The organism is Aliiroseovarius salicola (assembly GCF_027891095.1).
GTDB classification, from domain to species: Bacteria; Pseudomonadota; Alphaproteobacteria; order Rhodobacterales; family Rhodobacteraceae; genus Aliiroseovarius; species Aliiroseovarius salicola.
The window spans coordinates 403348-429940 of the sequence record NZ_JAQIIO010000002.1 but is presented as its reverse complement, the minus strand read 5'-3'; the positions used below and the strand labels follow the sequence as shown (position 1 = coordinate 429940).

Annotated in this window: 28 protein-coding genes; 17 read left to right on the top strand and 11 right to left on the bottom strand. The window is 57.1% G+C overall.

All coding sequences use genetic code 11. From position 1 onward, the window contains the following. Positions 1-6 precede the first annotated feature (6 nt). The 3 genes from rpsP (at position 7) to rimM (ending at position 1734) form a co-directional block, all read left to right on the top strand. The gene (gene rpsP, locus O2N63_RS05780) at positions 7-381 is read left to right on the top strand and encodes a 30S ribosomal protein S16 (RefSeq protein WP_271053280.1); all 375 of its coding nucleotides are present in this window, start codon (positions 7-9) and stop codon (positions 379-381) included. A 33-nt stretch (positions 382-414) separates the two neighbouring features. After that, positions 415-1044, top strand: coding sequence for a 5,6-dimethylbenzimidazole synthase (gene bluB, locus O2N63_RS05775; RefSeq protein WP_271053279.1), 630 nt, complete (start codon positions 415-417; stop codon positions 1042-1044). Positions 1045-1194: 150 nt separating this feature from the next. Then, complete coding sequence (gene rimM / locus O2N63_RS05770; protein WP_271053278.1) at positions 1195-1734, top strand: ribosome maturation factor RimM; 540 nt, start codon at positions 1195-1197, stop codon at positions 1732-1734. On the opposite strand, the gene O2N63_RS05765 is transcribed toward rimM, so the two are convergent. Next, positions 1731-2738, bottom strand: coding sequence for a phosphotransferase family protein (locus tag O2N63_RS05765; protein WP_271053277.1), 1008 nt, complete (start codon positions 2736-2738; stop codon positions 1731-1733). The two genes, rimM and O2N63_RS05765, sit on opposite strands and share 4 nt — an antisense overlap. A gap of 28 nt (positions 2739-2766) precedes the next feature. Here O2N63_RS05765 and trmD point away from each other — a divergent pair, with 28 nt between their 5' ends. Beyond that, on the top strand, positions 2767-3627 hold the full coding sequence (trmD, locus tag O2N63_RS05760; protein ID WP_271053276.1) for a tRNA (guanosine(37)-N1)-methyltransferase TrmD: 861 nt from the start codon (positions 2767-2769) through the stop codon (positions 3625-3627). Positions 3628-3642: 15 nt separating this feature from the next. On the opposite strand, the gene O2N63_RS05755 is transcribed toward trmD, so the two are convergent. Beyond that, the gene (locus tag O2N63_RS05755; protein ID WP_271053275.1) at positions 3643-3870 is read right to left on the bottom strand and encodes a hypothetical protein; all 228 of its coding nucleotides are present in this window, start codon (positions 3868-3870) and stop codon (positions 3643-3645) included. Between the two features lie 212 nt (positions 3871-4082). Next, complete coding sequence (locus tag O2N63_RS05750) at positions 4083-5948, bottom strand: monovalent cation:proton antiporter-2 (CPA2) family protein (RefSeq protein ID WP_271053274.1); 1866 nt, start codon at positions 5946-5948, stop codon at positions 4083-4085. A 588-nt stretch (positions 5949-6536) separates the two neighbouring features. Between O2N63_RS05750 and rplS the strand changes: the two genes are divergently transcribed. Both rplS and rpmE read left to right on the top strand, forming a co-directional pair. After that, positions 6537-6911 carry a 50S ribosomal protein L19 gene (rplS, locus tag O2N63_RS05745; RefSeq protein ID WP_271053273.1) on the top strand — a complete coding sequence of 125 codons (375 nt, stop codon included), beginning with the start codon at positions 6537-6539 and terminating at the stop codon, positions 6909-6911. Between the two features lie 11 nt (positions 6912-6922). Then, positions 6923-7144, top strand: a complete 222-nt coding sequence (gene rpmE, locus O2N63_RS05740) for a 50S ribosomal protein L31 (RefSeq protein ID WP_271053272.1) — start codon at positions 6923-6925, stop codon at positions 7142-7144. Between the two features lie 322 nt (positions 7145-7466). Here the strand turns inward: rpmE and O2N63_RS05735 are convergent, their stop codons facing one another. Continuing rightward, the gene (locus O2N63_RS05735) at positions 7467-7823 is read right to left on the bottom strand and encodes a Lin0512 family protein (protein ID WP_271053271.1); all 357 of its coding nucleotides are present in this window, start codon (positions 7821-7823) and stop codon (positions 7467-7469) included. Then, positions 7823-8179 (bottom strand): Lin0512 family protein, encoded by a 357-nt coding sequence (locus O2N63_RS05730; RefSeq protein ID WP_271053270.1) that lies wholly within the window; start codon positions 8177-8179, stop codon positions 7823-7825. Before O2N63_RS05730 ends, O2N63_RS05735 begins: the two co-directional genes overlap by 1 nt. Positions 8180-8354: 175 nt before the next feature. Between O2N63_RS05730 and O2N63_RS05725 the strand changes: the two genes are divergently transcribed. The 9 genes from O2N63_RS05725 to O2N63_RS05685 all read left to right on the top strand — a co-directional run bounded on the left by O2N63_RS05725 (position 8355) and on the right by O2N63_RS05685 (position 17796). Beyond that, entirely contained in the window at positions 8355-9167 is an 813-nt protein-coding gene (locus O2N63_RS05725) for a division plane positioning ATPase MipZ (RefSeq protein WP_271053269.1), read from the top strand. Between the two features lie 142 nt (positions 9168-9309). After that, complete coding sequence (locus tag O2N63_RS05720; RefSeq protein ID WP_271053268.1) at positions 9310-10257, top strand: ABC transporter permease; 948 nt, start codon at positions 9310-9312, stop codon at positions 10255-10257. Then, the gene (locus O2N63_RS05715; protein ID WP_271053267.1) at positions 10254-11087 is read left to right on the top strand and encodes an ABC transporter permease; all 834 of its coding nucleotides are present in this window, start codon (positions 10254-10256) and stop codon (positions 11085-11087) included. The genes O2N63_RS05720 and O2N63_RS05715 overlap by 4 nt, the downstream gene beginning before the upstream one ends. Continuing rightward, the gene (locus tag O2N63_RS05710) at positions 11084-12691 is read left to right on the top strand and encodes an ABC transporter ATP-binding protein (RefSeq protein ID WP_271053266.1); all 1608 of its coding nucleotides are present in this window, start codon (positions 11084-11086) and stop codon (positions 12689-12691) included. The genes O2N63_RS05715 and O2N63_RS05710 overlap by 4 nt, the downstream gene beginning before the upstream one ends. After that, entirely contained in the window at positions 12672-14114 is a 1443-nt protein-coding gene (locus tag O2N63_RS05705; protein WP_271053265.1) for an aldehyde dehydrogenase family protein, read from the top strand. The genes O2N63_RS05710 and O2N63_RS05705 overlap by 20 nt, the downstream gene beginning before the upstream one ends. A gap of 44 nt (positions 14115-14158) precedes the next feature. Next, on the top strand, positions 14159-15316 hold the full coding sequence (locus O2N63_RS05700; RefSeq protein ID WP_271053264.1) for a winged helix-turn-helix domain-containing protein: 1158 nt from the start codon (positions 14159-14161) through the stop codon (positions 15314-15316). Between the two features lie 84 nt (positions 15317-15400). Beyond that, entirely contained in the window at positions 15401-16141 is a 741-nt protein-coding gene (locus tag O2N63_RS05695) for an SDR family oxidoreductase (protein WP_271053263.1), read from the top strand. A 63-nt stretch (positions 16142-16204) separates the two neighbouring features. Continuing rightward, entirely contained in the window at positions 16205-17215 is a 1011-nt protein-coding gene (locus tag O2N63_RS05690; protein WP_271053262.1) for a P1 family peptidase, read from the top strand. Between the two features lie 23 nt (positions 17216-17238). Further along, complete coding sequence (locus tag O2N63_RS05685; RefSeq protein WP_271053261.1) at positions 17239-17796, top strand: hypothetical protein; 558 nt, start codon at positions 17239-17241, stop codon at positions 17794-17796. Between the two features lie 63 nt (positions 17797-17859). Here O2N63_RS05685 and O2N63_RS05680 read toward each other — a convergent pair whose 3' ends face one another. From O2N63_RS05680 to O2N63_RS05660, 5 genes are all read right to left on the bottom strand, one after another. After that, a complete protein-coding gene (locus tag O2N63_RS05680; protein ID WP_271053260.1) occupies positions 17860-18315 on the bottom strand; it encodes an Hsp20 family protein in 456 nt (151 codons plus the stop codon). Positions 18316-18447: 132 nt separating this feature from the next. Beyond that, positions 18448-19275, bottom strand: a complete 828-nt coding sequence (locus O2N63_RS05675) for a trypsin-like serine peptidase (protein ID WP_271053259.1) — start codon at positions 19273-19275, stop codon at positions 18448-18450. A 94-nt stretch (positions 19276-19369) separates the two neighbouring features. Next, positions 19370-20656, bottom strand: coding sequence for a glycolate oxidase subunit GlcF (glcF, locus tag O2N63_RS05670; RefSeq protein ID WP_271053258.1), 1287 nt, complete (start codon positions 20654-20656; stop codon positions 19370-19372). A 4-nt stretch (positions 20657-20660) separates the two neighbouring features. After that, positions 20661-21878: an FAD-binding protein gene (locus O2N63_RS05665; protein ID WP_271053257.1), complete on the bottom strand. Its 1218-nt coding sequence runs from the start codon at positions 21876-21878 to the stop codon at positions 20661-20663. A gap of 61 nt (positions 21879-21939) precedes the next feature. Continuing rightward, positions 21940-23373 carry an FAD-linked oxidase C-terminal domain-containing protein gene (locus O2N63_RS05660; protein ID WP_271053256.1) on the bottom strand — a complete coding sequence of 478 codons (1434 nt, stop codon included), beginning with the start codon at positions 23371-23373 and terminating at the stop codon, positions 21940-21942. A gap of 85 nt (positions 23374-23458) precedes the next feature. On the opposite strand from O2N63_RS05660, the gene O2N63_RS05655 reads away from it, so the two are divergent. Continuing rightward, positions 23459-24154 (top strand): DUF599 domain-containing protein, encoded by a 696-nt coding sequence (locus O2N63_RS05655; protein ID WP_271053255.1) that lies wholly within the window; start codon positions 23459-23461, stop codon positions 24152-24154. Positions 24155-24156: 2 nt separating this feature from the next. Continuing rightward, positions 24157-24501, top strand: a complete 345-nt coding sequence (locus O2N63_RS05650) for a hypothetical protein (RefSeq protein ID WP_271053254.1) — start codon at positions 24157-24159, stop codon at positions 24499-24501. Here the strand turns inward: O2N63_RS05650 and O2N63_RS05645 are convergent. Further along, on the bottom strand, positions 24482-26590 hold the full coding sequence (locus tag O2N63_RS05645) for a DUF7408 domain-containing protein (RefSeq protein ID WP_271053253.1): 2109 nt from the start codon (positions 26588-26590) through the stop codon (positions 24482-24484). The genes O2N63_RS05650 and O2N63_RS05645 overlap by 20 nt on opposite strands. Positions 26591-26593 lie beyond the last annotated feature (3 nt).

Below are 26593 nucleotides of genomic sequence, written 5' to 3'. Positions count from 1 at the left end.
ACTCTCATGGCTATGAAAATCCGTCTTGCCCGTGGTGGCTCGAAAAAACGTCCCTTCTACCGCGTTGTGGCTGCTGACTCGCGTATGCCGCGCGATGGTCGCTTCATCGAAAAGCTGGGCACCTACAACCCGCTGCTGCCGAAAGACAGCGAAGATCGCGTAAAACTGGACATGGAACGTGTTCAGCACTGGCTCGATCAAGGCGCTCAGCCGTCGGACCGTGTGTCGCGCTTCCTCGAAGCTGCTGGCGTTCTGGCCAAGAAAGAGCGTAACAACGCCAAGAAAGCCGTTCCTGGCAAAAAAGCCCAAGAGCGCGCTGAAGAAAAAGCTGCCAAGGCTGCTGAAGCCGCCGAAGCAGCTGCTGCTCCGGCCGAGGAATAATCCCTCACACGGACTTGGGTGGAGAGATCTGGGATGCACGCCTTTTCAGACGAGTTTCAATCGGATCTCGAAACCCTGATGCGGTGGCGGCGCGACGTGCGCCGCTTCCGTCCAGACCCGGTGGATGAGGTGCTCTTGAACGAGTGCCTCGACGCCTTTTTGATGGCCCCCTCGGTGGGGCTTTCAGAACCCTGGCGGGTGATCAGGGTGGAAAGTGACGCGGCACGGGCCGCAGCACTTGCCAATTATCAGGCAGCAAACATGACTGCCCTTGCCGGATATTCCGGTGAAAAAGCAAAGATTTACGCAGGATTGAAACTGTCTGGGATGCAAGATGCCCCGGTGCAGTTGGCAATCTTCTGCGACGAAACCACCGAAAAAGGGTCTGGTCTTGGTTCAGGAACCATGCCCGAGATGCGACGCTATTCGGTGGTCTCTGCCATCATGCTCTTCTGGCTGGCGGCACGGGCGCGAGGACTGGGACTGGGCTGGGTTTCGATCCTGGATCCAGAGCAGATATGCCGCGATCTTGATGTGCCTGCCAATTACAGTCTGGTTGGGTATTTCTGCCTGGGCTGGCCGGAAGACGTGGCCGAAAGCCCGGAGCTGGAAGGCACCGGCTGGGAGGCGCGCCGAGGCAATCTTCCTCTGGAAGTAAGGTGATGAAATGGGTTTGATTTTCCGGCCTTTCCGAACCATCCTCTTGCTGGGAACTATGTTCCTTGCAGGCTTCTATTTCGAACGCTTCTTGAAATGGGATGCATGTCTTGATGCCGGAGGTGTTGTTCGGAACGGTATTTGCACGGGTGTAGAATGAAAAACGATCGGATATGTGTTGGGGTGCTTGCAGGTGCCTTTGGTGTACATGGAGAAGTGCGCCTGAAGAGCTATTGTGCCGAACCGACCGACATCGCGGATTACGGCCCGCTTTGGAGCAAGGACGGCAGCAAAAGCTATCAAGTCACCCTGACCCGTCCAATCAAGAATGGATTTGCAGCACGTGTCAGCGGGATCTCAAACAAGGAAGACGCCGACGCCGCCCTTGGGGTCGAACTTTTTGCCGACCGCGATGCCCTGCCCTCGCTGCCGGATGACGAGTTTTACCACGCCGATTTGATTGGCATGATTGTGCAGGACACCGGAGGACAAGAGCTTGGCCGGGTCAAAGCCGTGCACAATCATGGTGCGGGTGATGTGCTGGAGGTGCTTGGACCGGGGATGCGCACCGGCGCCCTTCTCCCCTTTACACGCGCTGCCGTGCCCACGGTTGATCTGGCCTCGGGACGAATTGTGGCGGACCCGCCAGAAGGTGTGTTTCCCGAAAGCGAAAACGACGCTTCGGAACCGTCTTAAAGATCAAACAGATCCTGCGCGAGCCGCAAGGTTCCCTTCAGCCGGCGCTGCTGGCGAGGGCTCCGATCTTCGCGCCGTTTCGGGATCGCTTTCCAATCATCCAGTAGAATGATCGGCAAAATGTAAGCTAGTGCCGGGTCTTCCCGGTGCTCTTCGCCGTAACCGCGCCAGAACGCCTCCAGCGGATCTTTTCCCGGCAATGCGTCGAAGTGATTGGCATAGCGCACCAGCAACCGTGCCAAATCATGCGCGGGCGGGACAAAGGACAGTGGAGCGAAATCGATCGCCCAACACTGGGTGTCGGACAAAAGCAGATTGCGCAAATGCATGTCCCCATGGCTTGCACAAACACGTGTGGTCTGACCTCGCACAGCTTCGCCCATGCCGGGCAGTTGATCCGAGCAGGAGAAAAAAAGGTCACGACGGGGCACGTCCGGGTCGCGCGCCGTGACTAGCTCTTGCATCTGCGCGCCCCAGTTCAGCATGGCGTCCGGGTTGATCGCCCGCGTTTCCTTCAGGGTTTGGGCATGAAACTTTCCAAGCCATACGCCACAGCGTTCCACGATGGACGCGCTGTCCTCCAGACCTATCTCAGCCAACTCCAACAACTCATGCGCGGGTCTACCCGGCACATAGTTCATGACGGCCAAACGCTGCTCAGGATCTGCGGCGAGGATGTCGGGCACAGACGTCTCTCCAAGAACCGAAAACGCAAATTTCTGCGCGTCCACCTCAGCGGCAAATGCGTCAACCGACTTGCCCCGCATTTCATGTTTCAAAACCACTTTCCGATCAGGAAGCGTCAGGCACAGCACAATCCGCTCGGCATGGGCGTCAGATCGAGACGCCAGAATTTGGTGGGGCACCTCTGTGGGCCAACCGTTATGTCGGGCGAGATCAGGCCAGTGTGCCAGCGCTGACCGGAGCAGGTCCTCTTCACTGTTCACTACATCATTCACCACTGATCCACCTACCTTGCCCACCGCGCGCTTCACGGTTTGCATTCCTTCCGATCTGTCGTAGACAGCGCCCATGTCCGACGTCAACAAAAATACCCCGCCCGAAGGCTCTGCCAGCAAGACCGGCAAATCCAACGCCAAATCGCATGGCCGCCTGTCGATTTCGGCCAGCGTGCAACCGCGCGAGTTGATGAGCCATTCACCAAGGTTGGCGGGGGCCTGGACCGCAAAGATCATCACCCTGTTTCCCGACGCCTTTCCCGGCGTGCTTGGGGAAAGCTTAACAGGAAAGGCATTGAAGGACGGGAAATGGGCGCTTGAAACCGTTGATCTGCGCACATTTGGTGTCGGCAAACATCGCAACGTGGACGACACACCGGCAGGTGGTGGCGCGGGCATGGTTCTGCGCCCCGATGTGTTGGGACGCGCAATTGAGGTTGCGCAATCCGGCGCGCCGCTTGATCGCGCGCAATGGCCGATCCTTTACATGTCGCCACGCGGCAAACCGCTTGATCAAGCCATGGCGCATCGTTTTTCTCAAGCTCGCGGTATGACGGTTCTTTGTGGTCGCTTTGAGGGCGTCGACGAACGCGTTCTGGAACATTACGGCATCGAAGAGGTGAGCCTCGGCGATTTTGTCCTGACCGGGGGCGAAATTGCCGCACAGGCGATGCTTGATGCCACTGTGCGCCTGATCCCCGAAGTCTTGGGCAACGCGGAAAGCATCGAAGACGAGAGCTTCTCTCATGGACTTCTGGAACATCCGCAATACACCCGCCCGGCCGAATGGAAAGGACGCAAGATCCCCGACGTTCTGATGTCGGGCCACCATGGCAAGATCGCTGAATGGCGCCGCGAAATGAGCGAAGAGATCACCCGCACGCGCCGCGCCGACCTTTGGGATGCGCATCAGGCGCGCAAGGATAAGAAATAAGCAGATCCAGATCTGTCAGCCGGTGCGGTGGTATTTCCGCCGTGCTTCCTGTTCGATCGACAGACGCAATTGCAGATCCGCAAGCTTTGCCATCGCGGATTTGCGCGCGTCCGGATCTTTGGCTCTGCCCAACGCCTTCTTTGCAGCATCGACGGCTTTCTTGAGTTCGATCTCGCGCGGGAGCACACAAGCCTCCGCCATGATGCGAAAGCCCGCTGCATCGGTGGTATTGCCATCGTCCATCGACAACGGTTTGCCAGCACCTTTCAGGTCGTCCAGTGGCCTTCAGCCTGAGCCTTCAGGATCTGCCATTCCGATATGTCACGCCACTTCATCACACCCTCCTTGCGCTTCTAATATGGCATATGGAATATGCGGCACTAATCTCCAGTTCCATTTATAACCACCCCAAGGCAACCTCAATCTACCCGACGCAAATTGGTTGCAGCCTCATTCTATTCCCCCGCAGTGACCGCCTCCATATTGCCGCGCAGCTCCGTCTCCCATTCCGACTGCATGTCGCGAACCCGCGCCACATAGGGTTCATTCTCCTGAGGAGGAATGTTGATGTCATAAAGGTCTGCAAGTTCCAGCATCGTCTTTCGATCCATATCATTGAACGCATCAACCAACCCCTGTGCCGTTGTACGTGAATGGCCCAACGCTTCGAAAGCCGACCGGGTGGCGCGCAGCGAACTGTCAAAGACCTCCCGGATGATGTCGCGACATCCCACGGACCAAAGATCATACACGTGCCAACGGTCGATGGCGCGGGCAATCACATGCACATTTGGATGGTGTTCCGTCACATAACGCACCAATCCGGTGATCGCTTCCTTGTCATCGATTGCAACAACCAGCACCTTGGCTTCGTCGATCCCCGCAGCATGTAGAAGGTCAGGGCGGGTAGCGTCGCCAAAGAACACGTGCAGCCCAAAACGGCGCAGTATGGCAAGCTGTTCGGCGCTGTAATCCACCACAGTTGTCTCATACCCCGCACCGCGCAGCGCCCGGTTTACAATGCCGCCAAATCGCCCGTGCCCTGCGACGACAATCTGTGCTTCGCTGTCAATCTCATCCGCTTCCTGTTCCTGTTGGCGCGAATAACGCGGCGCGATGACCCGGTCATAGAGAATGAAAAGTGCAGGAGTGAGCAGCATGGTCAGCGCCACCACCAAAAGCAGAAGGTCAGCGATATGCCCTGGCAGCACAAAATTCGCCACAGAATAGGAAATCAACACAAAGCCGAACTCCCCCGCCTGCGCCATCCCCAGACCAAACAGCCACTTGTCTCCTCCTGTCAGGCGAAACGCACGTGCCAACGACAAAAGCACAATCGCCTTGAGTGCAATCAACCCGAAGGTCAGCCCCAACACCAACCCGAGGTTTTCCCAAAGCAGGGCAAAGTCGATGCTCGCGCCCACCGTGATAAAAAAGACGCCAAGGAAAATGCCGCGAAACGGGTCAATATCGCTTTCCAACTCATGCCGGAACTCATTCCCTGCCAGAACGACGCCTGCAAGGAAGGTGCCCAGCGCAGGTGACAGGCCAACCATGGTCATCAACAGCGCGATCCCCAGTACGATCATCAAGGCCGTGGTCACGTAAAGCTCGCGCAGACGGGCACGCGCCACAAAGCGAAAGATCGGCCCCACCAGATATTGACCAGCCGCGATCACCCCACCGATGGCGGCAAGCGTGACCAGAGCGGTTTGCCAACCGTTCAGCCCTTCGACCAGAGACAGGTTCAGTCCCGACCCGTGATCATCATGCCCGGCCCCGAGATGCGCCGCCTCCATCAGCTCCGGTAGCGCAAGCAGCGGCACCAATGCGAGCATAGGTATCACTGCAATGTCCTGAAACAGGAGCACCGCAAAACTCGACTGACCCCCATCACTTTTCAATAACCCCTTTTCCTTGAGGGTCTGGTTCACGATCGCAGTGGAGGAAAGTGCGAAGATCAAACCTATTGCGAGACCCACGGTCCAGGTCTGCCCAAAAGCCATAGCCACAGCCATGACCAGCGCCGTTGTAACCCCGACCTGTAGCCCTCCCAACACAAAGATCCGTCCGCGCATCTGCCACAGCGCTTTCGGGTTCATCTCGAGGCCCACGATAAACAGCATCATCACCACGCCGAATTCGGCAAAATGTTGAAGCGACACGACGTCGGCACCCACCCATGTGAGAAATGGACCGATCAGGATACCAGCGATCAAATAGCCCAGGACAGACCCCAGTCCAAATCGGCTGGCAATTGGAACCGCCAGTACCCCCGCCAGAAACAAAACAAAAGTTATCAGCATGAACTCAGGTGTCATCGCGCACTTCCCTCGCTTATTTAGGGAAGGTTAGCGCAGTTTTTCCGTTGCAACGTCACCTTTTCGCCCACAGGAACCGTGCAATGACGCGCAATAAGTCCGACCTGTCCTTTAGGACACGCTCGAATTTTAACACCCCTGACCACTTTCGGGCGTTGGATAAAACAAACTTTGATTAGATTTTTGTTTGCAATCAGCCATTTACCGCGGCGTCAATTCGCGGATACAAGCGCCCTTGGCGCTGCACTTCTCTGGCCGACATCCAAATGAAGGATAAGGTTGCACCCCCTCAACTATTGCCTACTCCTCAATAGGTTTTTGCCCAGATAAAAAAGGGGTCTGGCAAGACGCAGAACACTTGATCCCCCGCCGCCATTGGCCTATACCGCCTCTGTTCACCGGTTCAATGAGTCGTGTGGACCTGTTTTGTTTGGGCCACGTTCTTTCCGTGGGTAGATCCGGCGAGGCAGCAAAAAGAAACGACGACGTATTCTCCCGCGGGCGCATATGCGAACCCGATGAAGGCGCGGAGCTCTGGGCGGCAGAAACCTTTGCGGAAAAACCGCAAGCAGATTTAGGAGAGATCAGATGGACCTGATCGCACAGCTCGAAGCGGAACAGATCGCTTCGCTGGGGAAAGACATCCCCGACTTCAAAGCCGGCGACACTATTCGCGTAGGCTTCAAGGTGACCGAAGGCACCCGCACCCGTGTGCAGAACTACGAAGGCGTTTGCATTGCCCGTAACAACGGCAAAGGCATCGCTGGCTCGTTCACCGTTCGCAAAATTTCCTTCGGTGAAGGTGTGGAACGTGTGTTCCCGCTGTTTTCGACCAACATCGATTCAATCACCGTTGTACGCCGTGGCCGTGTGCGCCGCGCCAAACTGTACTATCTGCGTTCGCGTCGCGGCAAATCTGCCCGTATCGCAGAAGACACCAACTACAAGCCCAAGAAAGCCTGAGGAGCGTCATTATGAAAAAGGATATCCATCCCGATTACCACATGATCGACGTGAAAATGACCGACGGCACGATCATCCAGATGAAATCGACCTGGGGTGCCGAAGGCGACACGCTCGCTCTCGACATCGACCCGACTGCCCACCCGGCATGGAACGGCGGCAGCTCGAAACTGCTCGACACCGGCGGCCGCGTGTCGAAGTTCAAATCAAAATACGAAGGTTTTGGCTTCTAAGTCAGACTTCTTTCGAACAGAAAACGCCGTCCCTCGGGGCGGCGTTTTTTGTTGCATTCACCCCGTGAGTGCAACCACACGCCAATATGATTATGAAAAAACCTCTTTCCGTTTCCGCAATCTTGGCATGCCCCCAGGCCGCACATTCAACTGAGATTTCAGCCAACGGACATGAAGACCCTGTCATGCACATAAGCGTTTGACGAAAGCGAAGTGTCCCAAACTCTCAAACCGCAACCGCAACCGCGAACAGGTTTCCAAGTTACTCGTGGTGACCACATAAGAGCTGGCAAAATCGCCTCAATCTTCCGGGAGCCGTGTCTTACACCAGCCGATATTTTCCCGCCTGATCCGGCAACCAAGCTTCGACCGCTGCCGTGGCCACCACATGCAGTTGATCGCCGCTTTGCGTGTTCATACCACCTTTGACCGCGACCACTTCTGCGCGACCGCGGGGCAGTTCGGCGCGGACCACCTCCAAATCCACCTTTTCGGGTTCGGCCACGCCAATCGTTACCGCCACACGCATTTCCGTGTGATCAATACCAAGGTTTGAAAACAGGGTAATCGACGAGTGATGCAGCGCATCCTGCACAGCCCGGCAGGCCGCTTTGGTATAATCCTGCCCGTAAAGATCATTGCCGGTGCCCATTTCGAGAATCATGCGTTTCTCAGCCATCACACAGCCTCCATGTCAAAAGAAACCGCAATGGCTGCATTGGCAATCACCGTGTGCCCGGCAGAGGGTCCATTTGCCGGTTTTGGCACGTCCAACCCACCATGTTTGGCGGTCACACTGATTTGGCCATAGGGGAAAATCGCTGCCAGTTTGGATGTATCCACCTGATCCGGAGCCTGCACGGCCACCTCGACATCCACGATCATGTTTTCTTTTTCAAAGCCAAACAACTCGGCCATATTGACCGAATTGTGCCACAGCGCATCCTTGATCGCGCGGGCGCACGCCTCGGTGTAATCCATCCGACGCAGGGAGGACCCCATGCCGAATTCCACCAGAACTCTTGTCTTCGCCATGACGCCCCTCCTCGGTTTTCCAAGGTCTACTCGATATCAGCCCTCATCATAGGGCCACATTCCTGCAATCAAAGGGGGATTTGGCCTGCATTCCCCCTCTTCCCCCGGTCTCATAACGCAATTATAGTCCCCTTAACCTGACGAAGCTGCAGGCATAACAACCGGGGATACAGGCGTGGCACATATTATTGTTGTGGGGAATGAAAAAGGCGGGGCCGGCAAGTCGACCGTCTCGATGCATGTGGCTACCGCACTGGCACGATTAGGAAAATCGGTTGGTGTTCTGGACCTGGATCTGCGTCAGAAAACTTTCGGCCGGTACATGGAAAACCGCCGCGCCACGATGGAGCGGATTGGTCTGGATTTGCCGACACCACATTATCAGGACTTGCCTGAGATTGATCAGTCTGCGCTGCAACCCGGAGAAAACCCCTACGATCGACGTCTTTCGATTGCGGTGTCCGGCATGGAAGTGGATCGCGATTTTATTGTGATTGACTGCCCTGGATCGCATACACGCCTCAGCCAAGTGGCCCACTCGCTGGCTGACACTTTGATCACTCCGATGAATGACAGTTTTGTCGATTTTGACCTCCTGGCGCATATCGACCCTGAGACAAACAAAGTGATCGGGCCATCGGTCTATTCGGAAATGGTCTGGAACGCCAGGCAACTGCGCGCACAAGCGGGGCTGAAGCCGATTGATTGGGTGGTCGTGCGCAACCGCCTTGGCGCACAGATGATGCACAACAAAAAGAAAGTTGGTGCCGCACTGGATGATCTGTCGAAACGGATCGGTTTCCGCGTCGCCCCCGGCTTTAATGAGCGGGTGATCTTTCGCGAGCTTTTCCCCCGTGGCCTGACATTGCTGGATTTGCGGGATGTTGGGGTAATTGGACAAATGAACATCTCGAACGTCGCGGCGCGTCAAGAACTGCGCGAGCTTCTTAAATCACTCAACCTGCCGGATGTCGAAGTTCGGATCTAAGGTCGGGTGGCTTCATCCAATTGCATGAGTGGGGACAAAGGCGTGGGTTTTCCGCGCCTTTTCTCTCTTTGATCAGACGGCGCTCGGTTTCGCGAGGCAAATAGAGCTTTCAAGGGGTGCGATGCGCGGCTAACCTCCTCACATGTTTCGTTATCTCGCTTTGCGTGCCCTATCTCTGGGGCTCAGCCTCGTGGTCGCCTCCTGGGTGATTTTCGCGATGATCGAGCTTGTACCAGGTGACCCGGCATCTTTCATGCTTGGCTTAAATGCCGAGCCAGACACGGTGGCAGCTCTGCGCGAGGAACTTGGGTTAAGCGGATCCGCCCCGACCCGGTATCTGAACTGGGTTTCCGGGATGGTCACAGGGGATTTCGGCAGGTCATATACCTATCGCGTTGAAGTGTCCGAACTGGTCTGGGAACGCATGCAGGTCTCATTGCCGCTTGCGCTTTTTGCTCTCATCCTGTCGACGACTATCGCCATACCCGTCGGGATGCTGGCCGCAAGCCGACGGGGCGGCATTGCGGATTACGGTATCATGGGGGCAACACAGTTGGGCATCGCGGTGCCAAACTTCTGGTTTGCAATGTTGCTTGTGCTGATCTTTTCCATTCAACTTCGTTGGTTTTCCGCTGGTGGATTTCCCGGGTGGGACCAAGGGTTTTGGCCGGGAGTGAAAGCTTTGACCCTGCCAGCTGTGGCGCTCGCACTGCCGCAGGCATCCATTCTGTCACGTGTAATGCGGTCATCGCTATTGGAGGTGCTGCATCAGGACTATATCCGCACAGCCCGCGCCAAAGGTCTAAGCATGGGACAGGCCACGCGCCGCCATGCGCTGCGCAATGCGCTGATCCCGGTGCTGACCATCCTTGGGCTGCAATTTTCTTTCCTTCTTGCTGGCGCCATCATCATCGAGAACGTGTTTTTCCTTCCCGGTCTGGGTCGGCTCATTTTTCAGGCGATCACTCAACGCGACCTGATTGTGGTGGAAAGCGTGGTGATGCTGTTGGTCTTTGCGGTGATCCTTGTGACCTTTCTTGTGGATCTGGCCTATGCGTTGGTCGACCCCCGGCTAAGGAGGCGCCCATGACCCGCCTGCCCCCTCAGCTTTGGTTGGGTGCCGCGCTGACTGCCGTCTTTCTGGCCGCAGCCCTTCTGTCATTTCTCTGGGTGCCACATGATCCTAACGCGTTGAACATTGCCGCTAAACTGCGCGCACCCTCGACTACACACTGGCTGGGCACGGATCATTTTGGTCGCGACCTTGTATCGATGTTGATGGTCGGTGCACGCACTTCGATGGCCGTCGCCTTGATCGCTGTTGGGATCGGGATTGGAATTGGTGTTCCGCTTGGTCTGGCCGCGGCCGCCCGACGCGGATCTTGGCTGGATGAGCTGATCATGCGTGGCAACGACCTGATTTTCGCCTTCCCCTCACTGGTCATCGCCATCCTGATCACAGCGATTTTCGGCCCGTCCGCCACCAACGCAATCCTCGCCATCGGCATCTTCAATATCCCGGTCTTTGCCCGTGTGGCCCGTGGCAGTGCGCTGACGATCTGGACACAGGATTTCATTCTGGCTGCCCGTGTGGCGGGAAAAGGTGCGGCAAGGATCAACGTGGAGCACATCCTTCCCAACATTACAAATTTGCTGATTGTTCAGGGCACAATCCAGTTTTCCCTAGGCATATTGGCCGAAGCCGGGCTGAGCTATGTCGGACTTGGCGCGCAACCTCCCACCCCCAGCTGGGGACGGATGCTGGCGGATGCACAAACCATGATCTACACCGAACCACGTCTGGCGATGGTGCCCGGGCTGACCATTGTCCTGATGGTTCTTGGGCTTAATCTGATGGGAGACGGGTTGCGCGATATGCTTGACCCCCGTCTACGCCGTCTGCGCGAGGGGGCCGCATGATTGAGATCCGCGATCTGTCGCTGACCATCCACGGCACCCCCATTCTGCGGGACGTAGACCTGTCCATTGCGTCTGGACAGGTGGTTGGCCTCGTTGGTGAAAGTGGGTCTGGCAAGTCGTTGACGGCGCTTGCCTTGATGGATCTTCTGCCTCACGGATCCAAGGCAGGTGGGCAGATCTTGATTGATGATACTCCCTTGCCGACACAGGCAGCCGAGGGTCACGATCGCGCCATGTGTAAGATCCGGGGCAACCGGATTTCGATGATCTTTCAAGAGCCGATGACCGCCCTGAACCCGGTCAAGACCATTGGCGAACAGGTGGCGGAAACGCTGATCCTGCACGGGGCTGCCACTCGTAAAGACGCCCTGCGGATCGCGTCAGAGAAACTCACCCGGGTGGGGCTTTCCCCCGATCGCTTTCCGCTAGACCGCTATCCCCATGAACTGTCGGGAGGGCAGAGACAGCGGGTCTGCATCGCGCAAGCCATTGCGCTGCACCCGGATCTGCTGATCGCGGACGAGCCCACAACCGCGCTGGATGTGACCACGCAGGCACAAATCCTTGACCTTCTGCGTGAACTGGTGGCCGAAGAAGAGATGGGATTGCTTTTGATCACCCATGATCTTGCCGTGGTCGCTGGCATGGCCGATCAGGTGGCAGTGATGAAGGCGGGTGAAATCGTCGAGCAAGGTCCGACGGAAGGCCTCTTCCGGACCATGTCCCACCCCTACACGCGGCAACTCCTATCCGCATCCGAACATCAACCGGATCGCGTCGACAGGGCGCAAGACATTCCGCTTCTTGAGGTGCGGAAAGCGATCCGCGACTACCCCCTACCCCGAACACGCCTATTCGAACCCCGCCCACAGTTTCGTGCCGTGAATGGGGTGAGCTTTCATCTGAACAAAGGCGAAAGCTTGGGGCTGGTAGGGGAAAGTGGCTGCGGAAAATCCACTCTGACCCGCGCAATTTTGGGGCTTGAACCATTGCAAGGTGGAGATACCCGCCTGAATGGAAAAACGGTAGGGCCGGATATGGATCCCGCGCGCCGAAGTGGAATGCAGGTTGTGTTTCAAGACCCCTATGCCAGCTTCAACCCGCGCTGGACCGTGGAGCGGATCGTGTCCGAGCCTTATCACCTGACAGGGCGCCCAGAGAACTGGCGCGATCATGTCGCGGATGCGCTGTCGGATGTGGGACTGACCGAAGAGGCCATGCACCGATACCCACACGAGTTTTCGGGGGGACAGCGCCAGCGCATCGCCATTGCCCGCGCCCTGATATTGGAACCCGAACTGATTGTGCTGGATGAGGCCGTATCCGCTCTGGATGTCTCGGTGCGCGCCCAGATCCTTGACCTTTTGGCAGATCTTCAACGTCGCAAGGGGCTGGGGTTTCTCTTCATCAGCCATGACCTAAGTGTGGTCCGCAACATCACCGATAGGGTTCTGGTGATGCGTGCAGGTGAAATCGTTGAAGAGGGGCCAACCGAGACAGTCTTCGCAAATCCGACCCACCCCTATACAAAATCACTGATCGACGCCGCCCCAGTGATCCCACCAGACTGGAAGGAAAACCCATATGGAACAGCTTTGGTTTGACCCAACCGAGATCCTGATTGGCGGAGAATGGCGCCCAGCCGCAGGGGGTGTTCTGCCCGTAGAAGATCCTTCTACAGGTCGGAAGTTTGCTGAGATCGGTCGCGGGAATGAGCGCGACATTGATGATGCGGTCAAGGCAGCTCAACATGCCCGAGACAGTGCGTGGGGGCGTTTGACCGCCGCCGAAAGGGGCCGCATCCTGACCCGGATCGGGCAGTTGGTACTGGAACGCATTGACACCCTTGCCGCGCTGGAAGCCACGGATGTGGGCAAACCGCTGACTCAGGCCCGCAATGATGCCATCGCTCTGGCACGTTACATGGAATTTTATGGCGGCGCGGCAGACAAGGTGATGGGCGAAACCATCCCATACCTCGATGGCTACACCGTCTACACCCTGCGCGAACCTCATGGGGTGACTGGGCATATCATCCCGTGGAATTACCCAATGCAGATCATTGGCCGCTCGGTGGGGGCGGCGCTTGCCATGGGCAACGCCTGCGTGTTGAAACCCGCCGAAGAGGCTTGTTTGACGGCTCTGGGTTTTGCCCGGATCGCGGAAGAGGCCGGGCTTCCTGCCGGGGCTTTGAATGTGGTGACCGGGTTGGGGCGTGAGGCTGGAGCCGCCCTCGCGGCACACCAAGGCGTCGATCACCTCAGCTTTACCGGCTCAGTCCCGGTGGGATCTTTGGTGCAATCTGCGGCTGCTCCCAATGTGGTTCCGGTCACTTTGGAGCTTGGCGGCAAGTCCCCTCAGCTGGTCTTTAACGACGCCGATCTCGACGCTGCCCTGCCCTTCCTCGTTGGGGCGTGCATTCAGAATGCAGGTCAGACCTGCTCTGCGAGTTCTCGTATCCTTGTCCAGCGCGGTGTGTATGATGAAGTGGTCGGACGGATGGGGGCCGCATACGATGCGCTTCGTGTGGGGCCAGCCATGTCTGACCTGAACGTCGGGCCACTGATCTCGGCACGCCAGAAAGAGATTGTTGAAGGGTTCATGCAAAAAGGCGCAGATCTGCACGTGGCCGGGCGGGGCCAGATCACCGATGTGCCAGAAGGTGGACATTACGTGACCCCAACCCTATTTGCTGACGTCGCCCCCGATCATGTTCTGGCGCAGGACGAAATCTTTGGCCCAGTGCAGGTGGTGATCCCGTTTGACAGCGAAGAAGACGCCGTGGCGATTGCAAATGGCACCGATTACGGGCTGGTGGCCAGCATCTGGACCGACAGCGGTGCGCGTCAAATGCGGCTTGCCAGACGCCTGCGAGCTGGTCAGATCTTCATCAACAATTATGGCGCGGGCGGCGGGGTTGAGCTGCCCTTTGGGGGCGTTGGGAAATCCGGCCATGGCCGTGAAAAAGGGTTTGAAGCGCTTTATGGATTTTCCACCCTCAAGACCGTGGCCGCAAAACATGATTGATCCAACGGTCAAGACGGACGCCATGCCGGGGATCGAGATCTGACGTGGCAAAACTGGTGATCTCTAACGCGGATGCGCGTCGGTTGTGGATCTGGACCAACGGATTGTCCTCCACGCCAACGGGCCCGTGTGACCTGATGGGGATCGTGAACCGGCTGGGCTTTGTGCAGATCGACACCATCCGCAATGTGACCCGCGCACATAATCACATCCTCTGGTCGCGCAACCAAAACTACCGCGAAGGGGCAATCTGGTCGCATCTGAAAAACCGTGAACTGTTTGAGCATTTTACCCATGATGCCAGCCTGATTGCCGGTGAGGTTTTGCCCTATTGGGCGAAACAGTTTCGCAGGCTGGGCGCACATGTGGCGCGCCATGAATGGTATCAATCGCGCCTGGCAAAAGACCAAATTGCCCAGATCGTGGACCGCATCCGCCGCGAAGGCGCGCTGTCCACTCATGCCTTTGACACAAAGGTCGAAAGCCGCGAGATGTGGGCGCGTCCACCGCATAAAAAGGCGTTGGATCAGCTTTGGTACGCAGGGGATCTGGCCACCTGTCATCGCAAAAATTTCGTGAAGTATTATGATCTCGCTGAGAGGGTTTTTCCCGAGCATGGTCCCATTGAAGACGTTCAAGCCACGGATTGGCTTTGTCATCAGGCATTGGATCGCCTGAGCTTTGGCACAGCAGGCGACATCCAGCGGTTCTGGGACGCGATGGGCGCGCAGGAGGCAAAAGGATGGGTGGCACACCAACGCGAGCTGGTTGAAGTAGAGGTGATCTGCGCTGATGGCACGTCCCACCCAGTGTTTGCCCATCCCGAGATCGTGACACGGTTGATGAAGGCCCCTGCCCCGACGTCGCGCCTGCGATTGCTCAACCCATTTGACCCGATGATCCGTGACCGCAAGCGGACAGAGCGTCTTTTCGGCTTCGAATATCGCAACGAAATGTTTGTGCCCAAAGCAAAACGGGTTTGGGGCTACTACGTCTATCCCTTGCTCGAGGGCGCGCGGTTTGTGGGACGCATTGAACTCAAGGCTGACCGCAAAACTGGCCTTCTGATTGTCACGGGTTTCTGGGCGGAGCCAGGGGTGAAATGGGGGCCGCAACGTCGCGCAAAACTCGAGGCAGAACTTGCCCGATTTGCGCGATTTGCTTGCCTGAGCGAGATCACATGGAACGTGCCTACCGCGTGAACCTTGCATTGCTGGCAAGACAGGCGCAGGTTGAGGGCAACGAATTGAAACATTGCGCAAATTCGGCGCAGAAGAGGACACCCGATGCGACTGAAAGGAAAACGTGCCATCGTCACCGGAGCTGCTTCGGGGTTCGGTGCAGGAATTGCTCGGAAATTTGCCACTGAAGGCGCGAAAGTGATGGTTGCCGACCTGAATGGCGTGCAGGCTGAAAAGATCGCGGACGAAATCGGCGGCATCGCCCAACGGGTCGATGTATCGCGCAGCGACAGCGTCAAGGAAATGGCCAATGCAGCCAATCTGGTCTGGGGCGGCGTTGACATAGTGGTCAACAATGCCGGGATCACCCATCTTCCCAAACCCATGGAAGAGGTAGACGAAGACGAGTTCGACCGGGTGTTTGCCGTGAACGCCAAATCCGTCTATCTGACGGCCCGCGCTTTCGTACCAGCCATGAAGGCATGCAAAGCGGGAACCATCCTGAACGTGGCTTCAACCGCTGGCCTGAGCCCTCGCCCCAACCTCAACTGGTATAATGCGTCAAAAGGTTGGATGATCACCGCGACCAAGGCGATGGCCGTGGAGCTGGCCCCCTATGGGGTGCGGGTGAATGCGATCTGCCCTGTGGCTGGTGACACACCGCTTCTGGCAAGTTTCATGGGGGAGGACACACCTGAAATGCGAGAAAAATTCCTGTCCACGATCCCGATTGGTCGGTTTTCCACACCAGAAGACATGGGCAATGCAGCGTGTTTCCTGTGTTCGGATGAAGCGAGCATGGTGACGGGAGTTGCAATGGAAGTGGATGGCGGGCGCTGTATCTGAGGCAAGCTGGGGGTTTCACACCCCCAGACCCCCATGGGATATTTTCAGCAAGAGGAAAGTGACATGACACCGGGAACGCGGAACTTGATCACCGATGTGGCGGGATTGCGCGTTGGCAATGCCGAGGATCATGACATCAAGACTGGAACGACCGTACTTCTGGGGGATGTCCCATTCACGGCGGCCGTGTCTGTGATGGGGGGTGCCCCCGGCACGCGAGAAACAGACCTTCTGGCACCGGACAAGCTGGTACAGCAGGTGGATGCGCTTGTTTTGTCTGGGGGATCTGCCTTTGGTCTGGATGCGGCTTCAGGCGTAGTGGATGGGTTGCGCGACAAGGGGCGTGGATTTCAGGTGGGTGATCATCGCGTGCCGATTGTGCCGGGCGCCATCCTGTTTGATCTGCTGAATGGCGGCAACAAGGGGTGGAGCGACAACCCGTATAAAAAGCTCGGACGGGCAGCATTGAAGGCTGCGTCAGAGGAATTCATGCTCGGCTCAGTCGGAGCTGGCTGCGGCGCAACGGTGGGCAAGGCGGCGGGTGTCGCCCTCAAGGGAGGGCTTGGGTCGGCCTCTGTTGTATTGGAAAGTGGGATTACCGTAGGCGCTTTGGTGGCCGTGAATGCGCTTGGCGCGGTGACCATGGGAGACGGGCCAGAGTTCTGGGCCGCGCCTTGGGAGATGCAGGGCGAGTTTGGGGCCCTTGGCATCGGCAGGCATGATCCGACCGAAGAACCACGACCCGAAGCGGGGTTGGGTGAGAACACGACCATTGCCATCATAGCAACGGATGCGGATTTGACGCAGGCCCAGGCCACGCGTCTGGCAACCGCTGCCCATGATGGGATGACCCGTGCAATCCACCCCAGTCACACACCGTTTGACGGCGATCTGGTTTTTGCTGCCTCAACTGGGAAGATTCCCCTGCCCTCAGGAGATTTTGATGCGCTTCGGCTGGGACATGCGGCGTCAATCTGTCTCGCGCGGGCCATTGCGCGAGGGGTTTATTCAGCCACCGCAGACACGAGTGATACACTCCCAACATGGGCCAGTCGATTCGGCTCACATAAATAGACGCCAAACAAATTGAGGTTGAAATGAAATATTTTGCCAAGATTGTCTGCATTGTCGTGGCACTGTCACCTGTCGCCGCACAGGCAGATGATGTCACAGATACGTTGGAAAGTGCCATCACGGCCTATGGCGAAGGGGATCTGAAATATGCGCTGGAAGAGTTGGAATATGCCAAGCAGCTCATCCAATCCCAAAACACCGCATCACTTGCTAAATTCCTGCCAGATGCGCCCGACGGATGGAGCCGTGAGATCTCGACAGAGATGACCGCCGGGATGGGTTTTCTTGGTGGCGGCGCGGGGGCAGAAGCCACCTATACTATGGGAAGTGACTCATTTTCTATCGTCATCATGGCAGACAATCCGATGGTCGGCGCTCTTGCCGGCATGATGGGGAATGCCGGACTGCTGGGCATGAAGCTCCAGCGCGTTGGCCGAATGAAATACCTGGATCAGGACGGAGAGCTCTCCGGTGTGATCAACAATCGGATCCTGATCCAGGCCGAAGGGGCGGCGTCGGATGTTATGATTCCGGTCCTGGAAACGATCGACATCAAAGCTTTGTCAGACTACGGAAATTAAACCGCTAAATAGCTCGTTCCCCGAACTTCGACGCCCGCAACTTTATTTCAGATCAGCTGAGGATCAGACCTCAACAGCCTTGCTTTCCACAGCCTTGGGACCATTGATCTCGATCCGACGCGGTTTCAGTGCTTCAGGCACTTCACGGGTCAGATCGAGATGCAACATGCCAAGTTCGTGGCTGGCACCGCTCACGCGGACATGTTCGGCCAAATGGAAGCGGCGCTCGAAGGCGCGGGTCGCGATACCGCGATGCAGATAGGTACGGTTGCCGTCTTCCGGTGCTTTCTTGGCTGTGATGAAGAGGGCATTTTCCTTGACCTCAACATTCAGTTCATCCTCTGCGAATCCGGCAACAGCAATCGAGATGCGCCAGGCATCATCGTCAGTTTTTTCAATGTTATAAGGGGGGTAACTGTCACGGCTGACATCGTTGGTCAGAACCCGGTCCATCAAATCGGCAATCTGGTCAAAACCGACAGTGGCACGGTAAAGGGGTGACAGGTCAAAATTACGCATGGGTGTCCTCCTAAAAGCGACAATATGTTGGGCCTTCCCTCATGGGACAGGCAGTGTTTAGGGCCCGCCAGGCGGCACCCGTAATGAGGATGTATGCGCAAATTTTAGGGGTTCAAGAGGTGGAATGTATGATCAGGGACGCACAAATTTGGCGCCGCTGCCGCGAGCGCTCTCGATCTGAATTCGGCGCACGGGCACCTGCGCTGTGGGGCGCACGCTTTGAAACACACCATCTCCCGAAGCAAGAATGGATTTGAGTTCTGCAAGTGGTGTTTCAAGACCGGTACCCAGTGACACGGGAATATCGCGAACCATTGCCTTGGCTGACACGACAGAAACGATCCTAGCCTCCCCCTGTTCCAGCACAAATACCGGAGCACCAGAAGATCCGTAATCGACTTCGCATGACAACACCAATACGCCGGATTGACGGGCCAGAACCTTGCAGGTTTCCTGTAAAGCGGGGCTTTCAGCGCGATCATGGGCATAAGACACAACGCCCACTTCTGCCCCTTTTCGGGGGCGATGGAATGTGGCGAAGGGTTTGACGGAATGTTTTCGGATCGGCTGATCAAGCTCAAGCAGCGCCAGATCGTTCACCACTCTTGTCGCATCGTTTAGACCATCAAAGGTAAATTCCGGATGTACCACCGCGCGCTTAACTCCGCGATAGGCCGAGGCACGACCATTGCGCCATCCGGCAAGGAACTCGATCTCGGTGGCGTCGTATTGCTGACCGCTGGACTTGTCGAACATGCAATGTCCTGCCGTCAGCACGAGGTTATCCGCAATCAGCGCCCCTGTGCAGAAACTCTCTCCGCCCATATTCAAACGCCCCACACCTTCCCAACCCCGGCTGTCATCGCCGGTCATGAGCTTGCGCAACGGGGACGGATCAGATGCTCCCAACGGACCTGTTAGCCACAGGATGGCCGCAAAGAACGCGATAAGTAGTCTCATGTTTCTGCCTCAATGCCGGGGCATTCCTACCCTCTATATGCCGCAGCTTAGGGGCAAATTTGGGGCAGGCAAACGAAAAAAGGTGAACAGGCCTTTAATCGCCCCTTAATTTTTGCGGCTGCGGCCCACCAGTTGCCCAGTCAATCAGCTCAACCGTATGAACAATTGGCAGATCTGTGCCCGAGCCAATTTGCATCATGCAGCCGATATTCCCAGCGGCAATGATCTCGGGCGTCTTGGCTTCCAGCGTTACCACCTTCCGGCGCTTCAATTCTGCTGAGATTTCCGGCTGCATCAAATTATAGGTCCCGGCAGACCCGCAACAAAGATGAGCATCCGTCGGCTCCACCACCTCAAACCCAACGCGCTTTAACAGGGTCTTCGGATGAGTTTTAATCTGCTGGCCATGCTGCAACGAACACGCCGCGTGATAGGCAACGCGCTGCCCCATCTGCCCCTCAGGCAGTTCCAGCGTCATGAGAAGCTCGCTGATATCCATCGCCAGTTCCGATACTTTCGCAGCGTCTTCGGCAAGCGGGTCATTGCGGAACATGAACCCGTAATCTTTCACCGTTGTCCCGCAACCAGACGTGTTGATCGCGATGACATCAAGCCCGTCACCACGCAGTTCGCGTGTCCAGGCGTTGATATTGGCGGCAGCCTGTGCATGGCTTTCATCCACCTTCCCCATGTGGTGCGTCAGCGCCCCGCAACAGCCCATTCCCCGCGCAATGACGACTTCACACCCCAACCGGGTCAAGAGACGAATGGTGGCATCGTTGATGTTGGTATCAAGCGCCTTTTGCGCACAACCGGTCAGCAGGGCCACCCGTTTTTTTCGCGCTCCCTTGGCTGGGAAAACCTGAGCCAGATCGTTCTTGGAAGGGCGTGGAAGCTTTGGCGGGGCCATTTCCAGCATTGCTTTCAGGCGTGGATCAGGCATGAAACGGCGCAAGGGGCGTGCAAATCTGGCCAGCCTCAGAGCCGCGCGAAACCGCTGCGGAAATGGAATGATCCGCGCCAGTGTCCAGCGCAAAAGCCGATCCATCAAAGGGCGTTTGTAAGTGGCCTCGATGTGCGCCCGTGCGTGATCAACCAGATGCATATAGTGCACCCCGGATGGACAAGTGGTCATGCAGGCAAGACAGGACAGGCAACGGTCCACATGCTCAACCGTTTTCGTGTCGGCAGGTCGCCCCGCCTCAAGCATATCCTTGATCATGTAGATCCGCCCGCGCGGGCTATCCAACTCATCCCCCAGCACCTGATAGGTTGGGCAGGTCGCGGTACAAAATCCGCAATGCACGCAGGATCGCAGGATTTCGTTGGCTCGATGGAGGGCCGGATCTTTCAACTGCTCTTCGGAAAAGTGAGTTTGCATCTGCTCAGGCTCCCATCAAGCCGGGGTTCAAAATTCCGCGTGGGTCAAACTTCTGTCGCAGCCCCAGTTCGAGCGACGCCACAACCGAATGGCGCGGCTGGAATGATGGCATTTCCCGCCTGACGCGCTCGTCGGCCTTGATCAAAGTCGTGTGCCCATCTTCAAAGCTCATTGCCTCATGCATTGCCGCAATCAAAGCCTTGGCGCCGCGCGTCAATTCATCCTCAGAGGAATCCCCCCTGTCATTTTTTGCGTTCTTGCACAGGTCTTCCTCACTTGCGGCTGTCCAGATCAGACCGCCCCCCCAATCAAGGTAATGTGTGGCCGCCCAGACCTGAGAAATGGATTCCACAAACGCGGGCGCTGCTCCGGGTTTGATCGAGCTGCGCGTCACAAAGGGCATTTCAGCCAGATGCGTCATATCCCGGATATCACGCCACAACTGTTGGGATGCGTCAGGATCGCGTTCGATCCGCGCAGCGCCGAAACCAGACAGCAATCCCGCCAACGCATCTGCGCGATATTTGACCGACGCAGAGCTGCCTTCAAGCCGAAGATGCAAATGCCGCGGTGCCTGGTAATGATACGGGCCAAAATACGCCCCCGTCACATCATAGGGGGACCCAAGCGCCTTGGACATAAGTGGAACCGCCAGACCGGGATCAAGACCCTCAAAGCTCAATGTCGCAACAGCTTCAGGGCGTGGCAGCACTTTCAGGCTGACCTCGGTCAACACACCAAGTGTGCCGCGACTTCCAGCCATCAATTTTACCAGATCATAGCCGGTCACGTTTTTCATCACGCGACCGCCGTTTTTCAGGATGCGCCCGGCCCCATCAACAAATCGCACGCCAAGCAGACTATCACGACAAGCCCCGACCGACGACAACCGGCGCGGACCAGACACATTTCCCGCAATAACCCCGCCAATCGTCGGAGTGCCGCTGGTCCCCAACAACCGACGATGATCCATTGGCTCAAAACCCAGCATCTGGTCATTCTCGGCCAGCAATGCCTCAATCTCCTCCACCGGGGTTCCGGCTTTGGCAACCAGCGTCAACGCCCCCGGCTCATAAAGTGTCACTCCGGATAACCCCGCCACGGACAGAACTTCGCCATCGACCGGAGCACCGATCTGCCGCGTGCCGCCACCTTGAATGCGCATAGGGCCAGTCGCATCTGCGACCAGCTCCGCCAATTCTATTTCACTCTCAGGTCTCATCATTTTCTTCTGGCCATAAATATCCTGGGGTGAGCACCGTCCGGCGCGAGGGGCAAAGCCCCTATTCCGTTCGCCGGGTTTCTGTCGCTTCAAGAGGAAACACTTTCGCCGGGTTCAAAATCCAACTTGGGTCAAACACGTCCTTGATTTGCAACTGCGCTTCCAGATCTTCTGGCGTGTATTGCGTGCCCATCAGATCTCGCTTTTCGACCCCCACACCATGCTCTCCGGTCAGGCAGCCCCCGACCTCGACGCAGAGCTTAAGAATGTCTGCCCCAAAGGCCTCGCATTTCTCAAGATCCCCCGGCTTGTTGGCATCAAACAGGATGAGTGGATGCATATTTCCGTCACCCGCGTGAAACACATTTCCCACATCCAGCCCATATTGCGCGCTCATCTCTCCTATCCGTTTGAGAACATGAGGTAATTCACTAACTGGGATCGTGCCATCAAGGCACATGTAATCGTTGATCTGCCCCATCGCGCCAAAGGCGGATTTCCGGCCAAGCCAAATCTTGGCACTTTCCTCAGGCGATGCGCTTTCGCGTATCTCCACCGGATCATGGGCCTTGGCGATCTCAATGATCCGCCCAAGCTGTTCGTCTATTTCTGCTACAGATCCTTCCACCTCAATGATCAATAGTGCTTCGCAATCCGGGTATCCCGCACCGGCAAAGGCTTCGGTGGCACGAATGCAGGGGCGGTCCATGAATTCGATTGCCACCGGAAGGATACCGGATTTGATGATATCTGACACGCATTGCCCGGCCACCTCATTGCTGTTGAACCCAATCAACACGGGGCGAGCGCCTTCCGGGCTGGCAAGGATACGCAGTGTCGCCTCTGTCACGATGCCCAACTGGCCTTCGGATCCGCAGATCAGACCAAGAAGGTCCAGCCCACCTGCATCCAAATGCGCCCCGCCGATCTCAACCACCTCCCCATCCGCCAGAACCATTTTCACCCCAAGAAGGTTGTTGGTGGTGACGCCATATTTCAGGCAATGTGCGCCCCCTGAGTTCATCGCGATATTGCCCGCAATGGCACAGGCCAGTTGCGAGGAGGGATCCGGGGCATAGAAAAAGCCCTCTTCTTCAACCGCCCCTGTGACCGACAGGTTTGTACGCCCCGTCTGGACGCGAATGAAGCGGTTGTCGTAGTCGGTTTCCAGCACATCGTTCATGCGTGCCACCCCAAGGATGACGCTGTCTTCGGTGGGCAACGCGCCGCCCGCCAAAGACGTGCCTGCTCCCCTTGGCACCACCGGTATGCCTTCGGCGTGGCAGATCTTCATCACGGCAACCACTTCTTCGGTGGACTTGGGAAGCACCACGCAAAGCGGCGGACATTTATAGGCTGTCAGCGCATCACATTCATAAGCTCGGGTTTCCAACGGATCATGAATAACCACCCCATCGGACAAGACCTTCTGTAGCTGCGCAACAACCTGAGTTTTGCGGGACAAAATGGCTGGATCCGGTCTTGGCATCTGCATTGCGGCACCCCATTTTATAATTGGTAAAGTTTTAGAACCAATTTGTAGTTTTGGCAAGCGCCAGAAAACGGGCTATGCAGGTTTCATGAGTATGATGGACCGAATTTCCCTATTTTCACCGCTGGATGGCCTCGCTGTCCTGATCATTCTGTCTAGCTGGGTCGCAATTGGCTGGCGGATCGAGAACCCGTCACCGGACCGACCATCAGTGTCGAACCTGATGGCGCAGTTCCGAAAGGACTGGATGGCTCAGATGGTCACGCGCCAACCCCGGATCTTTGACAGTTCGATCCTGTCGACCTTGCGTCAGGGCACCACGTTTTTTGCCTCGGCCACAATGATCGCTATTGGCGGTGGGCTGGCGCTTCTGGGGCGTATGGAAGAGTTGCGCGGAGTGGCACGGGATTTGACACAAAACGACGCCCCCGCATTGGTTTGGGAAGTCAAAATTTTGCTTGCCCTACTCTTTCTCACCAATGCCTTCCTGAAATTTGTCTGGTCACACCGGCTTTTCGGGTATTGTGCCGTTATGATGGGCTCAGTGCCTAATAACCCGGAAGACCCCCTTGCCTATACCCGTGCGGACATGGCTGCATCGTTGAATATCACCGCGGCCAAGAGCTACAACCGAGGTCTTCGCTCGATTTATTTTGCGATGGCTGCTCTTGCTTGGCTGATCGGTCCGGCGGGTCTGTTGCTGGCCACGGGGGTCACGGTATTGGTCTTATGGCGGCGCGAATTTGCGTCGCATTCCCGCTCGGTCCTGATTGAAGGAGATTAAAAATGTTCGCCCGAATGACCTTTGCGCTTCTGATATTCCTACCTCTGCCGTCGCTTGCTGATGCCCCACTGGTGGAGCGCACGGAGATCAGCGAAGGCCGGATCTCCGTGACCCTGTCCCATCCCGATACGGGATGGGATCATTATGCTGATGGTTGGGAAGTCTTCACCCCGGATGGCACTTCGCTTGGACGGCGTGAGCTGGCGCATCCGCATGTAAACGAACAACCTTTCACCCGATCTCTTGGAAATGTCGTGGTGCCGGAAGGCGTTACAGAATTGCACATCCGGGTGCGGTGCAATGTGGATGGTTGGGCGGACCAGATGTTTATCCTGCCTTTGCAGTAAGGTCTTCCAGATCGTCTGAACGACGCCCTTCGAACCACCACCCCAGAACCAGCGCACCTGCGGCGACCATCAACCAAATCCAAGCAGGCAATGCCGGGCGAACGCGAAGATCGCGGCTGACAAAAGCATCGCGCGGAGTATAGCCGATCCAGCCGTTCCCGATCGCGCGTTGCCCCACACGTACCCGACGCAGTCGCGGCATACCGTCTTCCAACGCCCAAACGCCCCCTCCGGTCGGCGACGTCAAATCCCGCAGCATGTCATCCCGAGGCAATGGGTCAGCAAATTCTACCGGGGCTGCATCTCCCTTGATGGCCACCGCCTGCTGATCGCCCTGCGAAAACCGATAAACCCCCAGTGGGGCATCTGCATAATTTTCATTGGACAGCAGAGCCGAAAACCGACCTCCTCCCTCAGATTGCATCTGCAAGCTGAAACCGTTGCCGTCCGGAGCTTCCACCTCAAGTGCCGCTGGCTCATCTGCAAGGGTCTGGCGCGTCACAAGAATATCGCCTTCTGGGGTTTCCTCGGCATTCAACGCCTCTTCTTCCAGCTCCGGTTCACCCATCATCCAATGGGCCAGACGGCGCAGAAGTTCCAGCTGCGGACCACCTCCATCATAGCCTCGGGCCCAAAGCCAGACCTGATCCGAGCCGATCAGCGCCACACGGCCCTCTGCCACGCGACTCAATGCCATCAATGCGCCTCCGTCCGGGGTTTGCATCACCACTTGTTCCGTATCCGGTTCTAACTCGAGATGCCTCAGCCAGGCTCCCCAAGTTGGGGCGCCTTCACTCTGAGACAAACCTTGAGTAACGGGGTGACGCCGACCAGTATCCGTCAATTCAGGTCGCATGGGAGAACTGATCACCTGACCCGAAGGACGAGCCGGCAACACCTCCCCAAGAGGAGAACGCGACAGGCTTTCGACGCTGGCAAATTCCGGTCCTGCCGCAACCAGCACCGCCCCTCCACGCTCTACATATCTTCGCACGCTCTCCAGATAAGCTCCGGGCAAAATCCCGCGCAGGCGATAACGGTCAAAGATGATCAGATCAAATTCGTCGATCTTTTCTACGAACAGTTCCTGTGTGGGAAATGGGATGAGGCTAAGTTCATTGACCGGAACGCCATCCTGTTTTTCCGGAGGACGCAGAATGGTGAAATGCACCAGATCGACAGATGCGTCGGATTTCAAAAGGTTGCGCCAAGTCCTTGTGCCGGGATGGGGTTCGCCAGAGATCAACAACACGCGCAGACGATCACGGATGCCGTTGATGCGTAGCGCCGCTTGGTTGTTGCGATCTGTCAGTTCACCTTCGAGCGGTTCCAGCATCAGATGAACCACGGTTTCACCTGCATGATCCAGAACCAGCGGCAACTCCATCTCAAGACCAACTGGAATGTCATGATGACTAGCCGGGTCCCCATCAATTGAAAGGGAAAGACGCGCCGAGGCGGCAGGAGCAGACCCAAGTGCATCAACGCGCAGATGCACGCGGACCTCTTCGCCGGTCACTGCAAATCTCGGGGCCTGTGTGATGGTCAGGCGACGGTCCCAATCCTGTCGCGATCCGGTTTGCATCAGATGAGCCGGAGCAGGAAGCTCCGCAAATCGCGCCCCTAGACGGGCGGCATCATGGAATACCCCATCCGAAAGGATGACCACCCCTGCCAGTTGAGCCCTCGGAATATCTGCTAACGCTTGATCCAGCGCCGGTGCCAGCAGCGACCCCTGTCCGTTGGCTGCATCTGGTACGGGTTTGACAACAAGCTCTACACTCTGAGCGGCAGCCGCCTCCCTCAAACGGTTCAGGGCGGCGTCCCGGCGCGCTGATCGCCCCGGCAGGGACTGCGAAGCCGTTTCATCAACCATCACCAACAGAATGTCGGGCAGCGGATCACGCGTTTCTTCCTGCAAACTCGGCCCCGCCAGCGCGACAAGCACCGCGATCAGGGCAATCGCCCGAAACATCCAGCCCACCAGCCCTTGCCAAATCGCGAGGAGCAGTGCCAGCACACTAAGCACGGACAGTGTCACCAGCGCTGCCCATGGCACAAGAGGGGTGAAAAAGAGGGTTTCTGTCATCGC

Coding starts and splice junctions, on each gene's coding strand:
- rpsP (WP_271053280.1), top strand. CDS start 7: ATGGCTATGAAAATCCGTCTTGCCCGTGGTGGCTCGAAAAAACGTCCC.
- bluB (WP_271053279.1), top strand. CDS start 415: ATGCACGCCTTTTCAGACGAGTTTCAATCGGATCTCGAAACCCTGATG.
- rimM (WP_271053278.1), top strand. CDS start 1,195: ATGAAAAACGATCGGATATGTGTTGGGGTGCTTGCAGGTGCCTTTGGT.
- O2N63_RS05765 (WP_271053277.1), bottom strand. CDS start 2,738: ATGCAAACCGTGAAGCGCGCGGTGGGCAAGGTAGGTGGATCAGTGGTG.
- trmD (WP_271053276.1), top strand. CDS start 2,767: ATGTCCGACGTCAACAAAAATACCCCGCCCGAAGGCTCTGCCAGCAAG.
- O2N63_RS05755 (WP_271053275.1), bottom strand. CDS start 3,870: ATGGACGATGGCAATACCACCGATGCAGCGGGCTTTCGCATCATGGCG.
- O2N63_RS05750 (WP_271053274.1), bottom strand. CDS start 5,948: ATGACACCTGAGTTCATGCTGATAACTTTTGTTTTGTTTCTGGCGGGG.
- rplS (WP_271053273.1), top strand. CDS start 6,537: ATGGACCTGATCGCACAGCTCGAAGCGGAACAGATCGCTTCGCTGGGG.
- rpmE (WP_271053272.1), top strand. CDS start 6,923: ATGAAAAAGGATATCCATCCCGATTACCACATGATCGACGTGAAAATG.
- O2N63_RS05735 (WP_271053271.1), bottom strand. CDS start 7,823: ATGGCTGAGAAACGCATGATTCTCGAAATGGGCACCGGCAATGATCTT.
- O2N63_RS05730 (WP_271053270.1), bottom strand. CDS start 8,179: ATGGCGAAGACAAGAGTTCTGGTGGAATTCGGCATGGGGTCCTCCCTG.
- O2N63_RS05720 (WP_271053268.1), top strand. CDS start 9,310: ATGTTTCGTTATCTCGCTTTGCGTGCCCTATCTCTGGGGCTCAGCCTC.
- O2N63_RS05715 (WP_271053267.1), top strand. CDS start 10,254: ATGACCCGCCTGCCCCCTCAGCTTTGGTTGGGTGCCGCGCTGACTGCC.
- O2N63_RS05710 (WP_271053266.1), top strand. CDS start 11,084: ATGATTGAGATCCGCGATCTGTCGCTGACCATCCACGGCACCCCCATT.
- O2N63_RS05705 (WP_271053265.1), top strand. CDS start 12,672: ATGGAACAGCTTTGGTTTGACCCAACCGAGATCCTGATTGGCGGAGAA.
- O2N63_RS05695 (WP_271053263.1), top strand. CDS start 15,401: ATGCGACTGAAAGGAAAACGTGCCATCGTCACCGGAGCTGCTTCGGGG.
- O2N63_RS05690 (WP_271053262.1), top strand. CDS start 16,205: ATGACACCGGGAACGCGGAACTTGATCACCGATGTGGCGGGATTGCGC.
- O2N63_RS05685 (WP_271053261.1), top strand. CDS start 17,239: ATGAAATATTTTGCCAAGATTGTCTGCATTGTCGTGGCACTGTCACCT.
- O2N63_RS05680 (WP_271053260.1), bottom strand. CDS start 18,315: ATGCGTAATTTTGACCTGTCACCCCTTTACCGTGCCACTGTCGGTTTT.
- O2N63_RS05675 (WP_271053259.1), bottom strand. CDS start 19,275: ATGAGACTACTTATCGCGTTCTTTGCGGCCATCCTGTGGCTAACAGGT.
- glcF (WP_271053258.1), bottom strand. CDS start 20,656: ATGCAAACTCACTTTTCCGAAGAGCAGTTGAAAGATCCGGCCCTCCAT.
- O2N63_RS05665 (WP_271053257.1), bottom strand. CDS start 21,878: ATGAGACCTGAGAGTGAAATAGAATTGGCGGAGCTGGTCGCAGATGCG.
- O2N63_RS05660 (WP_271053256.1), bottom strand. CDS start 23,373: ATGCAGATGCCAAGACCGGATCCAGCCATTTTGTCCCGCAAAACTCAG.
- O2N63_RS05655 (WP_271053255.1), top strand. CDS start 23,459: ATGAGTATGATGGACCGAATTTCCCTATTTTCACCGCTGGATGGCCTC.
- O2N63_RS05650 (WP_271053254.1), top strand. CDS start 24,157: ATGTTCGCCCGAATGACCTTTGCGCTTCTGATATTCCTACCTCTGCCG.
- O2N63_RS05645 (WP_271053253.1), bottom strand. CDS start 26,590: ATGACAGAAACCCTCTTTTTCACCCCTCTTGTGCCATGGGCAGCGCTG.